Annotated in this window: 12 protein-coding genes and 1 tRNA gene; 8 read left to right on the top strand and 5 right to left on the bottom strand. The window is 33.9% G+C overall.

All coding sequences use genetic code 11. The features are described 5' to 3' along the window. Positions 1-207: 207 nt before the first annotated feature. Positions 208-1,437: a hypothetical protein gene (locus ACFFLS_RS16060; RefSeq protein ID WP_379684482.1), complete on the top strand. Its 1,230-nt coding sequence runs from the start codon at positions 208-210 to the stop codon at positions 1,435-1,437. Between the two features lie 356 nt (positions 1,438-1,793). Here ACFFLS_RS16060 and ACFFLS_RS16055 read toward each other — a convergent pair. Next, positions 1,794-1,875: transfer RNA gene (locus ACFFLS_RS16055), tRNA-Leu, on the bottom strand. Positions 1,876-1,984: 109 nt separating this feature from the next. On the opposite strand from ACFFLS_RS16055, the gene ACFFLS_RS16050 reads away from it, so the two are divergent. The 4 genes from ACFFLS_RS16050 (at position 1,985) to ACFFLS_RS16035 (ending at position 5,689) form a co-directional block, all read left to right on the top strand. Beyond that, positions 1,985-3,373, top strand: a complete 1,389-nt coding sequence (locus ACFFLS_RS16050; protein ID WP_379684483.1) for a dipeptidase — start codon at positions 1,985-1,987, stop codon at positions 3,371-3,373. 328 nt (positions 3,374-3,701) lie between these two features. Then, positions 3,702-4,088, top strand: a complete 387-nt coding sequence (locus tag ACFFLS_RS16045) for a hypothetical protein (RefSeq protein WP_379689561.1) — start codon at positions 3,702-3,704, stop codon at positions 4,086-4,088. Between the two features lie 12 nt (positions 4,089-4,100). Further along, a complete protein-coding gene (locus ACFFLS_RS16040; protein WP_379684485.1) occupies positions 4,101-4,472 on the top strand; it encodes a BlaI/MecI/CopY family transcriptional regulator in 372 nt (123 codons plus the stop codon). Beyond that, positions 4,469-5,689: a M56 family metallopeptidase gene (locus ACFFLS_RS16035; protein WP_379684486.1), complete on the top strand. Its 1,221-nt coding sequence runs from the start codon at positions 4,469-4,471 to the stop codon at positions 5,687-5,689. Before ACFFLS_RS16040 ends, ACFFLS_RS16035 begins: the two co-directional genes overlap by 4 nt. Positions 5,690-5,828: 139 nt before the next feature. Here ACFFLS_RS16035 and ACFFLS_RS16030 read toward each other — a convergent pair whose 3' ends face one another. Then, the gene (locus ACFFLS_RS16030; protein ID WP_379684487.1) at positions 5,829-7,193 is read right to left on the bottom strand and encodes a saccharopine dehydrogenase family protein; all 1,365 of its coding nucleotides are present in this window, start codon (positions 7,191-7,193) and stop codon (positions 5,829-5,831) included. Positions 7,194-7,378: 185 nt separating this feature from the next. On the opposite strand from ACFFLS_RS16030, the gene ACFFLS_RS16025 reads away from it, so the two are divergent. Together ACFFLS_RS16025 and pckA are read left to right on the top strand one after the other, a co-directional pair. After that, positions 7,379-7,765, top strand: a complete 387-nt coding sequence (locus tag ACFFLS_RS16025; RefSeq protein WP_379684488.1) for a DUF423 domain-containing protein — start codon at positions 7,379-7,381, stop codon at positions 7,763-7,765. A gap of 302 nt (positions 7,766-8,067) precedes the next feature. After that, on the top strand, positions 8,068-9,672 hold the full coding sequence (gene pckA / locus ACFFLS_RS16020) for a phosphoenolpyruvate carboxykinase (ATP) (RefSeq protein ID WP_379684489.1): 1,605 nt from the start codon (positions 8,068-8,070) through the stop codon (positions 9,670-9,672). Between the two features lie 124 nt (positions 9,673-9,796). Here the strand turns inward: pckA and ACFFLS_RS16015 are convergent, their stop codons facing one another. After that, on the bottom strand, positions 9,797-10,855 hold the full coding sequence (locus tag ACFFLS_RS16015) for a phytase (protein ID WP_379684490.1): 1,059 nt from the start codon (positions 10,853-10,855) through the stop codon (positions 9,797-9,799). A 73-nt stretch (positions 10,856-10,928) separates the two neighbouring features. Further along, entirely contained in the window at positions 10,929-13,739 is a 2,811-nt protein-coding gene (locus ACFFLS_RS16010; RefSeq protein WP_379684491.1) for a TonB-dependent receptor, read from the bottom strand. A gap of 236 nt (positions 13,740-13,975) precedes the next feature. On the opposite strand from ACFFLS_RS16010, the gene ACFFLS_RS16005 reads away from it, so the two are divergent. Beyond that, positions 13,976-15,076 (top strand): DUF4407 domain-containing protein, encoded by a 1,101-nt coding sequence (locus ACFFLS_RS16005; RefSeq protein ID WP_379684492.1) that lies wholly within the window; start codon positions 13,976-13,978, stop codon positions 15,074-15,076. Positions 15,077-15,219: 143 nt separating this feature from the next. On the opposite strand, the gene ACFFLS_RS16000 is transcribed toward ACFFLS_RS16005, so the two are convergent. After that, entirely contained in the window at positions 15,220-15,939 is a 720-nt protein-coding gene (locus ACFFLS_RS16000; RefSeq protein ID WP_379684493.1) for a PH domain-containing protein, read from the bottom strand. Positions 15,940-15,996 lie beyond the last annotated feature (57 nt).

Raw genomic sequence — 15,996 nt, 5'->3', positions numbered from 1 at the left:
TAAGTTTAAAACAAAGCTGATTAATTTGATTGAAGGCTTATTGGAAAGTAAAAATAACGATATAGTGAATATAAAAAATGGAAGGTAAAGTTTTTTTTGATAGGCTCAGATTTTTATTTACATATAAAGTTTTGATTAATGAAATCACGTTATAAAAATTCCTAAATTATGACGGTTTAGTAAAATTATTCTAACAAATAAATATTTATGCCATTTGATATGGAAAACACAGAATTTGAGAATCAAAAAAGAGCTTATTCTAATTATGTCAGTTTTTTTTATCCTGATTTAAAATGGACTACAACCATATACAAAGACCTGTATAATATTTTAGATGAAGGTTTAGGTTTGACAACAGTAAGTTTAGGAGATTATTTTCTTGAGAAATTTCTCAATACTATAAGTGATAACCTCATTACAATAGAAAATAAAGTTAACGCTTATGCTCGAAGCAAAAATTTTGATGATATACAAAAAGAACATATTTTTTATTATAAGCCCTTTTTGGAAAACTGTTTAAATGGATTACTTGAAAAGTATAAATTGAAAAAGGAATCTAAAATCAAAAAGGAAAAGATAATGACTCATTACGATAAAATTATAAAAGAATTACAAATTATAGATATAATTTTTAAATCTCAAATGGATGCAACTATACATTTAGGAAGCGGAATAGGATTGGCTAGATTTTGTAATGAAATTTTTATATTCTCTGATATTGAATTGTTTGGAATAGGGAGCTACAAAGTTGAATATACATCAAGATTAGAAAATTCAAACAATAAATCGTTGTTGCTTAATGAACTAGTAAATATTTATAATATATCTGCTGGACTTTATAATTACTATATTGAGAATTTATATAATCATCCAAATAGAAAAGAAATTTTCAAAGGTAAAGATGCTAGGCAACAAATCATTGATAGTACTGGATATTATAATTTTATAAATTATAGAGCAAGTTTCTGTTTTTTTGGAATTGAGAAAAATGAGATAGGCCCAACATTTTTACAGAATAATTTCAGTTATAACTGCAAAAATGAAACGCTTGTGAATTTTTGCGTGCAACTATTAGAGTTTATAAAGTTAAGTGGAGTTATACCAGAAAGTACAGTGAATTCAATTGAAGAAAAGAATCGTCATCCTAATATTTTTAATGGAAATGATAATAAGGCATTTAACTTGTTTGATGATTTCACAAAAGAAATAACAGATAATTATCAAGATTACTCGTTTATTTTTCAAAAAATGAAAAGTGAAAATTTAATTAGTAAAAGAGTAATGCATAAAGAATTTATGGAATGGTTGTTTAATAATAAATATATAAATGAAAATTGTTATCAAAAGTTTTTAGATAAAGAAAGTTTTTCAAAAAAATATGACAGAGGAATGAGGCCAACTCGATATTATAATATTAAGAATAAATTTTTTAAATAATTCCGATTAATCGGAAAAAATTGCCACAAATCGGAAATTAAACTGTTGGAATATTTGTGATGAAATTTTAAATATATTACAAATGAAAATGCAACAGATTATAAGCTATTCGAAAAAGCAGTGGCGAAATAAAATCATTTTAGGATTAAAATGTTTAAATGAAAAAGGTTATAAATACAAAGAGATATTAAGGTTGGTCAGATTAGGTCTGGAAATTTATAATATTTTTACTTGTACACATGTTCAAGATTTTATGCTTCATATAAAAAAGATATTTGTAATATGGTTTTAGATCAATTTAGATTATGCACCAAAAACAAAAAAGCTTCTGAAAATCTATTCAGAAGCTTTTTTAGTGCGGATAATAGGACTCGAACCTACACGCCTTGCGGCACCAGATCCTAAGTCTGGCATGTCTACCAATTTCACCATATCCGCTCAATTGTGGGTGCAAAGATAAGCATACTTTTGAATAATCAAAGCCTTTTTTCAAAATTTTTTTTAATTCTCTTTTTTGTACATTTGGTTTTCTATAAAAATAATTTAAATGGAAAATATTAAGTCCTACGTTCAACAACATAAAGATCGGTTTATCAACGAATTGATCGAATTATTAAAAATTCCGTCGGTTAGTGCCGACACTGCATATTCTCAAGATGTTATTGACACAGCAGAGGCCGTTAAAGAAAGTTTATCACAAGCAGGCTGCGATTTAGTCGAAATCTGCGACACTCCGGGGTATCCAATTATATACGGAGAAAAAATAATCGATCCAAATCTTCCAACGGTTTTAGTCTACGGACACTACGACGTACAACCGCCAGATCCATTAGAATTATGGACTTCGCCGCCATTTGAGCCCGTAATCAAAACAACAGAAATTCATCCAGAAGGAGCGATTTTTGCACGTGGAGCCTGCGATGACAAGGGTCAGATGTTCATGCACGTAAAAGCATTGGAATACATGGTGCGCAATAACGAGCTTCCGTGCAATGTAAAATTCATGATCGAAGGAGAAGAAGAAGTAGGTTCTGCAAGTTTGGCTTGGTTCGTAGAACGCAATCAGGAAAAACTAAAAAATGATGTAATCTTGATTTCAGATACAGGAATGATTTCTAACCAACAACCGTCTATTACGACTGGTTTAAGAGGTTTGAGTTATGTTGAAGTAGAAGTTACTGGGCCAAACCGCGATTTGCATTCGGGATTGTACGGTGGAGCTGTGGCGAATCCAATTAATATTCTTGCCAAAATGATTGCTTCTCTTCATGACGAAGACAATCATATTACGATTCCAGGATTCTATGATAAAGTTCAGGAATTATCTGCAGAAGAAAGAGCCGAAATGGCAAAAGCGCCTTTTAGCTTAGAAAAATATAAAAACGCTCTAAATATCGCTGATGTTTACGGTGAAAAAGGTTATGTAACTAACGAAAGAAACTCAATTCGTCCAACATTAGACGTAAACGGAATCTGGGGTGGTTACACTGGCGAAGGTGCTAAAACGGTTATTGCAAGTAAAGCTTTTGCTAAAATCTCAATGCGTTTGGTTCCAAATCAAGATTGGGAAGAGATTACAGCGCTTTTCACAAAGCATTTTACAAGCATTGCTCCAGCTGGAGTTACAGTAAAAGTAACGCCTCATCACGGCGGACAAGGTTATGTAACACCAATTGACAGCATCGGATATCAGGCAGCAAACAAAGCCTATACCGAAACGTTTGGAGTTCCTGCAATTCCGGTTCGTTCGGGAGGAAGTATTCCGATTGTGGCTTTGTTTGAAAAAGAATTAAAAAGCAAAACGATTTTGATGGGATTTGGTTTGGATAGCGATGCGATTCACTCGCCAAACGAACATTTCGGAATTTTCAATTACTTGAAAGGTATTGAAACTATTCCGTTGTTTTACAAGTATTTTGTTGAATTAAGTAAATAAGCTTTTTTGCTGCGAAGGCGCTAAGACACTAAGTTTCTTTTGCTCGCAAACACGCAGAGGCACTAAGTTCATTTTTAAGTTCAAAAGTTGACTTCAATACAAAATCCGTTCAGAAATGAGCGGATTTTTTTGTTTTCAGTATTTGAGTTTCAGTTGACATTCATGACAAAAGACTTCTGTCACTTTGCCTCTCTGAACCTTTGTGCCTAAAAAAAGAAACTTTTTTCTTGCAAGTTTAAAACTTATCTCTATATTTGTAGAGTACAATCTATAGTTGTAGAGATATATGAGCTTGAAAAACCTTTTTTTACTATTGTTTTGCGGTTCAATGCTTTTGAGTTGTAAAAGCAAACCCATCAATCAAAAAATTGATAAGAAAAAAGAAGGTGTTTGGATTGATGTGTATTCACAAGACGGAACAGATTATAAATCGTATGAATATTATAAAAATGATATTCCAGTAAAAAAATGGAAATCGTGCATTAATGGGAAAATCTACAAAACAGAGAAATACAAAAACGGAATCTGTATTGTAAAAAGCTATTACGAAAACGGAAAATTAGAATCGAAAGGAAAAACAAAATTGGAAGTAAACGAGACCGAATCGCATTGGTTTTATTTTGGACAATGGAAATTTTACTCCGCTAAAGGAAAATTAAAAAGCATCAAAAATTACAATAAAGGCGAATTGATTTCGGAACAAAATGTTGAATAAAAAAATTACGATATGCAACTATCAAAGGCAGAAGAACAATTAATGGAGCATTTATGGAAGCTTGAAAAAGCCTTCATGAAAGATTTGCTCGAAGCTTATCCAAAGCCAAAGCCAGCAACAACTACAGTTGCCACTTTGTTAAAACGAATGATTGACAAGAAATTTGTGGCTTACAACGAATTCGGAAATTCAAGAGAATATTATCCATTAGTGAAGAAAACAGATTATTTTTCTAAACACGTAAAAGGATTAATCAGCAATTTTTTTAATAATTCGGCATCTCAGTTTGCTTCATTTTTTACTACAGAAACCAATTTGTCAGCTTCGGAATTGGAAGATCTTAAAAAAATAATCGATTCAGAAATTCAAAAAAAGAAAAAATGATAACCTATCTTTTCAAATCAGGATTGTTGCTTTTTGTGTTTTTTGCGGTATACAAATTGCTGCTAGAAAACGAAAAAATATTTCGTTTTAATCGCGCGTACCTTCTCGGAAGTTTGATTTTTAGTTTTGTAATTCCACTGCAATTGTTTTCGTTCAAAACTGCCTTTGAAACAAAGTTAAGCACAATTCAATTAGACGGAATGGTGATTAGAGCTAGCCAAATTTCTTTGAATGAAAATTTCATAAAACATCATTTACTGTCTTGTTTGATAGGTCTTTATGTTGTTGTTTCTATAGTTCTGGTTTTTCATTTTGTCTTAAACCTGCTTTCCTTTTTCAAAAGATTAAGAAATAAGGAAATCCGTTTAGTAGATGGCGTAAAAGTAATCTTAATAGAAGAATCTATTCTGCCTCATTCGTTTTGGAATGCGATTTTTGTTAATAAAGCAGAATTTGAGATGGGAAAAATACCTTCAGAATTAATAGTGCATGAGAAGGCGCATTTAAGCCAGAAACATACACTAGATATATTGCTAATTGAAATTTTAGGAATCATATTTTGGTTTAATCCATTGATTTTGTTCTATAAAAAAGCCATCAGACTTAATCATGAATTTCTCGCAGACGAAGCAGTAAACAAACAATTTCATTCGGTTAAGGATTATCAAAATCTACTACTGGATTTTGTTTCAAGAAAAAATACAATTGCCTTGGCAAGCAATATCAATTACCAAATAACTAAAAAACGTTTAATAATGATGACAAAAAAAGAATCTCCGGTTAGAATTGTTTTAAAAGTATTTACAGTAGGCGTTATGCAAGCTTTGTTGTTTTTTGTGTTTTCCACAAAAACTATGGCTCAGGGAGAAAAAGCTATGCCAAAAATGCCCAATGGCTTTGCTGTTAATTATGATACGGTTAGCGTAAATGAACCCCAATTTCCGGGAGGAATTGAAGAGTTTTATAAGTTTGTAGGTGAAAATTTTAAAATACCGGCAGAGGCTTCAAAGAATAAAATAAAGGGAAAAATAGAGATGAATTTTATGGTTGAAACAGACGGAAGTTTATCTGAATTTAATGTTGTAAAAGATCTAGGATATGGTTTAGGAGATGAAGCAATGAGGGTCTTAAAGCTTTCTCCAAAATGGATTCCGGCTACAGAAAAGGGGAAACCGGTAAGAGTGATGTACAATTTGCCGATTACGCTTCAAAATTAAAACGAAAGTTCTTTCTCTGTCCCCTTGAATATTTGGAACTTTGTCTCTAAAAATAAAAAATCCGCTTCTTGCTCAGAGAAGCGGATAAAATTAAAAAACTAAAAAAAAAAATTCTAAAAATAAAAAAATGTGATCCAGACTAAAACAAGTCTGGATTGTATCCAAAATAAGGCACGGCCTGCTCGTTGAAAATGACGCCGTATTCTTCTAATTCCTTTAATATAGGTTCGTAAACTTCTTTTTTGGTCGGAAGCTGTACTCCTGGTGCGGTGATTTTTCCGTTTAATATCAGTAAAGTGGCAATCGCAACCGGAAGGCCAACTGTTTTTGCCATCGCGGTATAAGTCTGGTCATCGCCTATACACACCATTTTAGAGTCAATCTGGGCTTTGTTGCCATTTATTTCATAACCAAATTTGTGATACATCACAATCATGTCTTTGTCATTTGGTTCTAGACTCCAGCTATCAGATAAAATCTTCTGCAGAATCTGGGCAGGAGTAGCATTTGGAAGATTTACTTTTTTGTTTGGGTTGAATAAATCGAGTTCCAGAAGTTTGTCCCACATAATATCGTCCTGATCGATTTTTAAAATCAGACGCGTTTTAATTTCTACAGAGTCAGTTGGATGGTACGGAAGGAACGAATTGGTAAATTGTCTGTAGCTCATGTTTTCAGAATCTTCCATGATGTAGCTGTCGTCTGTCATTCCGAGCTGCACAAACATGTTCCAAGCTCTCGAAAAGCCAACTCTTCGGATTGTGCCTCTATATAAGGTCAAAATAGCATCTAAGCCATAAACCGAACGGTATTTAAGCGAATCACGATTAGAATAGGCTTCAAATTTTCCGTACCCTTCGACTTCAAGAAATTCAGTTCTTCGAAACAAAGCGCTGTACGGAATGTATTTATAAGTGCCTTCCTGAATAAATTTGGCTGCGCCTCCTTGTCCAGCCAAAACCACATTTCTCGGCGCCCAAGTAAATTTGTAATTCCACAGATTGTTGTCAGATTCGGGAGCAACCAAACCACCGCAAAAAGATTCAAAAAGAAGCATTTTGCCGCCTTTTTCCCTGATTTCATCAATCACTTTCATGGCGCTCATATGATCAATTCCGGGATCGAGGCCGATTTCATTCATAAAAATCAGATTCTTTTGTTTGGCTTCTTCATCTAAATCTTGCATGGCATCACTAATATAGGAGGCAGTTACAAGGTGTTTTTTGAATTGAAGGCAGTCTTTCGCAATTTCGATATGAAGATGCGCTGGAAGCATCGAAATAACAATTGATGCTTTTGAAACGGCGGCTTTTCTTTCTTCGTCATTAAAAATATCCAAAGCAAGAGCTTCTGCATTGGGATGATTGCCTATTTTTTGTCCAGCTAATTCCAAAGAAAGGTCGGCTACAGTAATATGCAGGTTTTCTTCTTCGGATTTTACTAACAAATATCGGATTAAGGACGATGCAGATCTGCCTGCTCCAATTATTAAAACGTTTCTCATGTTTTAAATATTTAACACAAATATATTTGAATGTTATAAATATAACAATTGAATTTAAATAAAATTGAATTAATTTTTTGAAACTTAAAAAAAATAATTTGATTTTGTTCTAAATAATCTCGAAAGTAACGCGGAATTTTGTTTGGTTTGAAGTATTTTTGCCTTAAATTAAAAGTATGCAAATCATGAAAAGAAGAATTGTTTTAACTGGAGCTTTTATCGGAATGGTGGCTATTATTTTAGGAGCTTTTGGAGCACATTTATTAAAAAAATACCTCACGGTTGATCAGTTAAATACTTTTGAAGTTGGTGTTCGTTACCAAATGTATCATGCTTTGTTTCTTTTATTTTTGTCTACACGAAAAGAGCTTGCCGAAAAAACAGTAAAAGCCATTTACAATTTAGTTGTTGCCGGTGTAATCCTTTTCAGCGGTTCAATCTATTTATTATCTACAAAAGACCTTACCGTATTCGATTCTAAAATTATCGTATTCGCAACACCTCTGGGCGGATTCTTGTTAATTATTGCTTGGGCGCTGTTATTCTTTACGATTTTGAAGAGAAAATCATAAAATCCCGAATAAAAAATTCTATCTGAAAATTAATTTTTAATTTTGTCTCATAAATAACATATAAGCTTATTTATGTGAATTTTTTGTGTTTTTCAATTTAATTGAAGAATAATATAACAAATTCCAGAAACAGCTTATCAGAAAAGAATTTAGGAGCAGTTATTTTTTTGTTTTTGCATTTTTTTACTTAAAATTTCTCTTTTTTGATATAAATAAAAGTGAATTTTGATTATTTGAATGGGATAAAGATTAAATCTGTAATTTTGCTATCTAAATAAAACATTCACACACAACTTAAATTTATGGACACTAACACAGTTTTCGCGCAATCGATTTCGTTAAAAGAATTAGGAATTGAAAATGCAAAAGTTCGCTATCAATTGTCTGCAGATGAATTGCATGCGATTACTTTGCAGTCAGGGCAAGGTGTTGAGAATTCTACTGGAGCATTGGCAATTAATACAGGCGAATTTACAGGCCGTTCTCCGCAGGATCGTTTTATTGTAAAAGACGACATCACAAAAAATCAGGTTTGGTGGGGAAATGTAAATATTCCTTTTGAACCAGAAGCATTTGAAAAATTATACAATAAGGTTACCGCTTTTTTATCTAATAAAGAAGTTTTCGTAAGAGATTCTTATGTTTGTTCAGATGCTAATTACAGATTAAATGTTCGTGTAGTTACTGAAACGGCATGGTCAAATTTATTCTGTTACAATATGTTTCTTCGTCCTGAAGAATCAGAATTGGCTAATTTTACTCCAGAATGGACAGTAGTATGTGCACCAAGTTTTATGGCAGACCCTGCTGTAGACGGAACACGTCAGTCTAATTTTGCTATTTTAGATTTTACAAGAAAGATTGCTTTAATTGGAGGAACAGGTTATACAGGTGAAATGAAGAAAGGAATTTTCTCTGCATTAAATTTTATTCTGCCAGTTTTCAAAAATACACTTCCAATGCACTGTAGCGCCAATGTTGGAGAAGCTGGTGATACTGCCATTTTCTTTGGATTGTCTGGAACTGGAAAAACAACTTTATCTGCTGATCCAGAACGTAAATTAATCGGTGACGATGAACACGGATGGACAAACGAAAATACAGTTTTCAACTTTGAGGGAGGCTGCTATGCAAAAGTTATTAATTTAACTGAAGAAAACGAACCAGACATTTTTAGAGCAATCAAAAAAGGAGCGCTTTTAGAAAATGTGGTTTTCAAAGCAGGAACAAACGAAGTAGATTTCGACGATGTTTCTATCACACAAAATACACGTGTAAGTTACCCAATTACACATATCGATAATGTACAGCCAGGTTTGGTTGGTCACAATCCTAAAAATATATTTTTCTTAACAGCTGATTCTTTCGGAATTCTGCCTCCAATCTCGAGATTGACTCCAGGTCAAGCGGCTTACCACTTTATTTCGGGATATACTGCTAAAGTTGCCGGAACAGAAGCTGGTGTAACTGAGCCTCAGCCAAATTTCTCTGCTTGTTTTGGAGCGCCATTTATGCCTTTGCACCCAACGCGTTATGCTGAAATGTTGAGCAAAAAGATGAAAGATGCTGGTGTAAAAGTTTGGTTGATCAACACAGGATGGACTGGTGGTCCTTACGGAATCGGAAGCCGTATGAAACTGAAATACACTCGTGCGATGATTACTGCTGCATTAAAAGGAGAATTAGACAACGTAGAGTATGTCGATCACAAAGTATTCGGATTGGCAAAACCACAATCTTGCCCGAACGTTCCAGAAGAAATTCTAAATCCAAGAAATACTTGGGAAGATAAAGATTTATACGATAAAAAAGCATTAGAATTAGCACAGAAATTCAAAGCTAATTTTGCCAAATTTGAAGAGTTTGCCAATGCCGAAATTTTGGCTGGCGCACCGATTACAGAATAAAAGGAATTATTGATTCAAATAAAAAAGCTGTTCATTACGAACAGCTTTTTTTGTTTGGTTTCCAATCGCAGTAATAAAAATAAACACTGAACACTGAACCGCGACTGAAAACCTTAAATAAACATTATTTTTTAGCTTCGTCAATACGTTTTTGGATCAAATCCCAAGTGTAATAATGGAAAGTCATTCCGTTGCTCATGGCTACAAAAAGTCCGTTTTTGTATTTTGGTCCTAAATTTACATTGGTAACATCGGCGCCGTCACATTCGATTGTAGAAGTAGGAACTTCAGCCAATAAAGGATAACTGTTCGGATTTCCATTTGCACCTTCTCTTGGATAAACCATAAAAGAATTTGCTTGCTGATTGGATACTAAGATATATCCTGTAGAATCTGTTTTTTTGTATATCGCAATTCCTTCGTGATCTGCCTTGAAATCTTTTTGACCAAAGAAAGCCAATTCTTTATTATCGTTTAAAGCTGGATCGGCTTTGTATTTTCTGATTCCAACTTGTTCGTCACAGTAATAAACAGTTCCCATTTCGTTATCAACTGCAATTGCTTCGATTTCTTTTTTACCGCTGTAGTTTCCGAATTTGCGAACCACTTTCGCAGCAGTGAATTTACCATTTCCAGAAAGTTCATACTGCCATAAATAAGTTCCTGACGGACCTGTTTTTCTACCTACAATGGCAAAAATCTTTCCGTCGCTTGGGCGAGTGTACAAAGCAACTCCCATTGGATCACGTTGTGTTTCTCCTTCAAAAACCGGAATTCCTCCGTTATCAATCGGTTCTAAATCTGGCAAGCTGAAGATTCTGATTTTGTTTTCTTCGCGTTCTGTAGTAACGGCAACATCTACTTTTTTTCCGTCAATAATCAATCCGTAAGCGATATCCACATTGTTTGGACGTTTTAACGGAATTGATTTTTTAAGGATTTTTCCATTCAAATCAAAAGCATACAAACCGCCGTCTGTGTCTTTATCTGTTCCTACAATGATACTTTTGGTAGCGTCGGTCGGGTGAATCCAGATAGCAGGATCGTCTGTATCATGTGGCAATGCTTCTGTAACGGTTGTCGGTTTAACGGCATTTGGCTGAATTGGAGCTAATTTATCGTCTTTACAAGCTGTAAATGAAATAGCTAAAAGTAAAAGAGCGACTAAAGATTTATTTTTCATTATGTTATATATTTTAATGCAATTAGACAGAGCGCGAAACTCTGTCTAATTTAAGAATTTTAAAAGTTGTAGATTACAAGTCTAATTTCAATCCGAAATTGTAGCGAGGCTGGTAATATTCAGCTTGTTTTGTATGTGCAGCAACTCCCTGGTAGTAGCGTAACGGTTGGTTTGTTATGTTATTAGCTTCAGCAAAAAAGCGCAATTTTGGTGTAATTTTATAAGAAGCATTTGCATCTAAGAAAAACTGCTTGTCATAGTAACTATCTTTATAAGACTCAGAACCTAATTCATCTAAGTAATCAGATGTAAAGTTTGTAGAGATTCTTGCAGAGAAACGTTTGTTTTCCCAAGATAACGATCCGTTAAACATGTGTGGTGCAGTACCAGGAAGGCTGATGTTTTTTCTTTCGTTTCCGTCCTCATCAGCAATTCCACTTGCTTTAGATTTCGTGTAAGTATAGTTCAAATAGATACCAAAACCTTTTAAGAATTTACCAGGTAAGAAATCTAACTGACGTTGTAAAGCAACCTCAAATCCGTAAACATTAACATTGTCTCCGTTTCTTGATTGTAAAAATGACCAGTTTTCTCCAGCTGGAATTGGGTTTGATTGACTTGGGAAATCTGCAGCAAATTTAGCATCAGTATATTGATTGTCGCTGTAGTTGTAAATGAAATCATTTAATCTTTTGTAGAAAACACCTCCAGAAATCAAACCAACAGATTTGAAATAGTTCTCTGCCATGAAATCATAGTTGTATGCATAGGTAGCTTTAAGACCTGGATTTCCAGCTGTAATTTCTTTATCAGCAGCAATGTTGTTTACATAAGGAGCTAGTGCATAATAGTTTGGTCTTGCCAGAGCCGTTGTTGCAGCCGCTCTTAATACTAAATCTTTTGTTGCGTTATATTGGAATGAAATACTTGGCAATAAGTTAGTATAAGAGTTTGTATTATTGATTCTGCTTTCTAATTCTTCTTCATCTAAGACACGATTTCCTGTATAATCAATGTGTGTATTTTCAACACGGAAACCTAAAACCATAGAAAGTTTATCATTAAAATCCTGATCCCATCTTACATAAGCAGCAGTAATTCTTTCTTTAGCGTTGTAGTTTACAGCTAAATATTCTGCTGGATCTGTTTCTTTGTCAAATAAAGCAGGATTGTTTAAATCTAAACCGCCTAAGTAAGCAGCAGAAGCGAATGTTCCCGGTACATATTTGCTTCCTGGATTAAAATCCTTTCCATCAAAATAAGAGGTTGGAACGTCAGATAATAAATCCATTCCGCCATTGATAGATTCATAAGAATAGAAATTGTTGTTTCTTTCTTTTTCTTTCAAGCGAAGTCTAAGACCTGTTCTCAATCTTCCTTTTTCACCTGCGATTACAGAAAACGGGAAACGGATATTTACTTTTGCACCAAATTCGCTTTCGCTTGTTTCGTCTGTGTTTTCAGTAACCGAATCAAATTCAAATTGATCAAGAGCCTCTCCAGCTGTTGTAACTAAAGGAAATCTTGTGTCTGTTAAGTTTTCAAATACATCCAGACCTTTCTGGCGGTATTCGATATAACGCTCACCCGGACGGTATTCTCTAGCTTTTGCATAGTTAGCCGACCAGTCTAAGTCTAAAGTTGAATTAATCAAATGTTCTCCACGAAGCGAATAATTCTGTACTCTTTGGTCTTCTAATCTTCTGTTTTTATTTCTGCTGTTATCAACACCACCTTTTGTCTGGCGTTTTACACGACCTTCAAAACCAATGATTTCTTCACCGTTATAAAGAGGTTCAATATCGTCGATAGTTGTTCTGAAACGGTTTTCTCTATCATCTCTCCAATTGTAGATTGCATTGGCAAAGATTGTGTTGTTTTCATTAAATTTATAGTCCAAAGCCAATGAAGTACTACGGCGAATACGCTGTACTTCATATTTTCTTATTTCAGATGCCTGTAAATATTCATTTCCAAAATCATCTTTTACCCATTCGTTTTCGATGTTGTCAGATCCGTAATCAACATTGTTGTAAGATCCACTGAAAACTATTCCTAATTTATCATTAGCAAAACGGTTACCATAAACGAATCCAGCTGTGTAAGAAGCTTTGTCACGAATTGGTAGATATCCTCCAGCAAGAGTTGCAGAAATTCTTTCTCCGTTTGGAGTTGCTCTTGTAATTAAGTTTACTGAACCTCCAATCGCATCAGCATCCATGTCTGATGTAAGGGTTTTATTTACTTCGATTGTAGAAATCATATCAGATGGAATTAAGTCCATTTGTACGTTTCTGTTGTCTCCTTCAGCAGATGGAATACGGTCACCATTTAAAGTAACAGAGTTCAAAGACGGAGCCAAACCTCTAATAATGATATTACGAGCTTCACCTTGGTCATTCTGCATTGTGATACCAGGAACACGTTTTAAAGCGTCACCTACGTTAGCATCAGGAAAACGACCCATTTGATCAGACGAGATTACGTTTCCGATGTTTTTATTATTTTTCTGCTGATTCAGCGCTTTTGCCTGACCTTTTAAGATGTCTCCGACAATAACTTCTTTCAATTCATTTTCAGAAGCTTTAAGAGCAAAATCGATTACGTTGTTTTTTCCTTGTTCTACTGTTATTTCTTGAACCAAGGCTGTATAACCAATATATTTTACTTCAAGTTTGTAAGTTCCCTCAGTAATATTAAGGAGTTCAAAACGTCCGTTGTAATCAGAAACGGTATATTTTTTTTCGCCAACAATTTGAATCATTGCTCCAGGTAGAGGTAGTTTGTCATCAGCATCAAATACCTTTCCAGATATAATCGCTTTCTGAGCAAAACCCGTAAAGGCTAGTAAAAAGAATGCTGTTAATAAAAAGAATTTTTTCATTGTGTGTGTTTAGTTTGATTTTCGTTTGCGAAACTAAGACCCCTGTATTACTAAAGCCTTGAAAAAAAATTAACATAGTGTTATGATTGGACAGCTGTCTTTGAAATTTATTAATCTTTAAATAACATCGAACGTATCAAATAATTGATTTACAATTGAAAAGAAAAAAATAATTTGTTAGGAATTAAAAATTTGGCGTTAAATTTGCCGTATCATCAAATCAAAAATCATCAATCATGTTAAAACAATTTTTTATTCTATGTTCAGGAGCCGACCGAGGCATCTTGAAAGACTGTACAGATGGCGAACAAACCAAATATGTAGGTATCGGAGCCACCGTATTCTTTACAGCAATTATGGCCTTTCTGGCGAGTGCTTATGCACTATTTACTGTTTTCGATTCTATTTATCCCGCTTTGATATTTGGATTTGTATGGAGTTTACTCATCTTTAATCTAGATCGATTTATCGTTTCTACCATTAAAAAAAGAGATCGTTTTATGGATGAATTCCTGCAGGCGACTCCACGTATCGTATTGGCTATTATTATTGCAATTGTAATTTCGAAACCTTTGGAGATTAAAATTTTCGAAAAAGAAATCAATACTGTTTTATTGAAAGAGAAAAACGAAATGGAATTCGCCAACAAAAAACAGGTTGGCAATTATTTCAAATCGGATTTAGATAAAAATAAAGCAGAGATTGCTGCCTTGAAAGCTGATATTGCAACAAAAGAGAAAGAAGTAAACGCGTTGTATTCTACTTATATCACCGAAGCCGAAGGAACCACCGGAACAAAAAAACTTGGAAAAGGCCCTGTTTATAAAGAAAAACGCGAAAAACACGACGCTGCTCTTAAAGAATATGAAACGCTAAAAAAGACAAACGAAGCTAAAATTGCTGAAAAAGAAAAAGCCGGTTCACAGCTTCAAGCCGATTTAGACAAAAAAGTTTCGCAGACACAGCCAATTATACAAGGATTCGACGGGTTAATGGCTCGCATCAATGCGTTGAACAAACTGCCTTGGTTGCCGTCATTCTTTATTATGTTACTGTTTTTGGCTATTGAAACCTCTCCAATTATTGCAAAACTCTTAGCGCCAAAAGGAGAATTCGATTTCAAACAAGAAGAAGCCGAAACCGCAATGAAAGCGACTTTGGAACAAAATAAATACCAAAGAGAATTATTAGTAAAAACCAGCGCCGAAATGCACGATAGAGTATATGCTGATATTGCCGAAGACAGAGGACTATTTGATCTTCAGCGTAAAAATGCAATAGAACTACTGGAACTGCAATCGCATAAATTTGTAGAAAAACAGAAAGCGACTTTGTAAATAAGTACAAAGTGCAAAGTTTCTAAGCGCAAAGTTATAAATGGAAAGCCCGAAATAGAATTTTCTATTTCGGGCTTTTTTTATTTAGATAAAGCAGGTAAAAACTTTGTGCTCTGTACTTTGAAACTTTGTACTTAAATAAATTACATGTAGCTTAATATTTCTTTTTTATAAGAATCGTATTCTCCTTGCATGATCAATCCATTATCAAGAAGTTTTTTATAATTCTGTAATTTATCAAAAAGTTCTTCTTTAGATAAATCACTTAATCTGCGTTCTCCAGTTGGCTGCGTTGGCTGAGTAGGAAGCGGTTCAAAAGTTTCTGTAACAGCTGGTGCTGCTGGTAAAATTTCAGCAAAACTGGTTACTTCTTCTGTTTCTACTTCTTCAATTTCGTCCTCTTCTTCCTCTTCTTCTTCAAAAACTGGTTCAACAGTTTCTGGAGTTGGGGCAACGTTAATAACTGGATTTTTCAATAAATCCAATTGCTCTTTAGCGTAAGTATAAATTTTTCTAGCTTGAATTTTCGGAATATAATCGATAGTAACCGCTAAATCTGTTTTGGTAGCAAATGAAAATTCTGAACCTAAAATGTTTTCTTTTACAAAAGTACTTGCAATAACATCCCAAGTATAATCTGTAAAATCCATTGAAAGACCTAAGTTTTTTGGTTCACAGATAATAATACGTTTGTTTGTTACTACAATACTGTCAGGGAAAACAGTAATTGCTGGTTTTTTTTGTACTGCGATATAACCAACTTCTTCACCTTTCATCAATAAATCTGTAAGTTTAGAAGTGATTTTTTCAATCGCTTTTGGGTCTTGTTCTTCGTTCAGAAATTTTTTAAATTGTTCTTTCATTTTTTTTAGGTGCTAAGTTACTAAGCTGTTATGTCGCTGAGTTTTTTACTGACGTTA

It is taken from the genome of Flavobacterium procerum (assembly GCF_042431625.1).
Lineage (GTDB): Bacteria > Bacteroidota > Bacteroidia > Flavobacteriales > Flavobacteriaceae > Flavobacterium > Flavobacterium procerum.
Note: the sequence above shows the minus strand (reverse complement) of the source record. Positions and strands in the feature narration are given on the sequence as shown.